Genomic DNA, 1,107 nt, shown 5'->3' on the forward strand with positions numbered 1-1,107 from the left:
AGCATATGCAAACAATATTTAAAATCCAAAAAAATCGAAATAGAAAGCAGCATTTTGGAACCACAAATAAAACAGATTGAAAATGCAAAGCAAGCAGGCGACAGCATAGGCGGCAAGGTTGAAATAATTGCAAAAAATCTTCCTGTAGGGCTAGGCAATTACGATTTTGATAGCGCCGAAAGCATTATCTCTTCATACCTCTTCTCCATCGGCGGGGTCAAGGCTGTTGAATTCGGATTAGGAGCAGACTTTTCAGGCAAACTTGCTAGCGAAGTTAACGATGAATACTATTATGAAAATGACCAAATTAAACTAAAAACAAACAACGCTGGCGGAGTCTTAGGCGGGTTAACAACCGGCGAAGACATTATAGCTAGAATAACAATTAAACCAACACCATCCATCGCAAAAGAACAAAATACAATCAACCTAAAAACTAAAGAAAACGTTAAATTAAAAATTACCGGCAGGCATGACCCTTGTATAGCACTAAGAATTCCTCCAATCGCGGAATCTATGATGTCTTTTGCGCTGTTAAAGCTGTTAGATTAAAAGGAGAATATTATGAACCTAGAAGAGGCAAGAAAATCTATCGATATAATCGACAAACGCATCCTCGAGCTATATAATATGCGCATAGAATTTTCTGAATTTATCGCTCAATACAAGATGCAAAACGACATACCTTTGCTCCAACAAGAACGCGAAGCCGAAATCCTAACCGCAAAGCCCGCGCACGAAAAAGAACTATTGGAATATATTATCGACGCTTCCACTCGCATACAAATCAAAGAACGCCTTAAAGGAAAATCAATCGCCCTAATCGGCCCAATGGGATCAGGCAAGTCAACTGTCGCTTCAATATTATCACAGCTTTCTATTTCGATTTTTTTGGATTTTAAATATTGTTTGCATATGCTGCCGAGAACTACTAATGGTGCTGTGAGCCTGCCGGAGAAATGTCCGCCAGCTATTTTATCGTTGTAGCCATTGAATTTTATATGTGCAGGATAATCGGCGTGGGAAGGACGGATGATGCTTTTAAGATTTTCATAATCTTCGCTTTTTATGTCTTTGTTTTTAATTATGACGGCAATTGGAGCGCCT

2 protein-coding genes and 1 pseudogene are annotated in these 1,107 nt (G+C 38.9%); 2 read left to right on the forward strand and 1 reads right to left on the reverse strand.

Annotated features, from left to right (window positions below):
- A partial coding sequence (locus ACYVTD_RS13600; RefSeq protein WP_461248271.1) for a chorismate synthase occupies positions 1–552 on the forward strand: 552 nt, incomplete at its 5' end.
- Positions 553–564: 12 nt separating this feature from the next.
- On the forward strand, positions 565–987 hold the full coding sequence (locus ACYVTD_RS13605; RefSeq protein ID WP_461248272.1) for a chorismate mutase: 423 nt from the start codon (positions 565–567) through the stop codon (positions 985–987).
- Here ACYVTD_RS13605 and ACYVTD_RS13610 read toward each other — a convergent pair.
- A pseudogene (locus ACYVTD_RS13610) lies at positions 930–1,097 on the reverse strand (chorismate synthase); the annotation flags it as partial. The gene ACYVTD_RS13605 and the pseudogene ACYVTD_RS13610 sit on opposite strands and share 58 nt — an antisense overlap.
- Positions 1,098–1,107 lie beyond the last annotated feature (10 nt).

Source organism: Treponema sp. R6D11, from assembly GCF_054786075.1.

Bases quoted from the DNA above. Each gene is read 5' to 3' on its own strand.
- ACYVTD_RS13605 (WP_461248272.1), top strand. From the start codon at position 565: ATGAACCTAGAAGAGGCAAGAAAATCTATCGATATAATCGACAAACGC.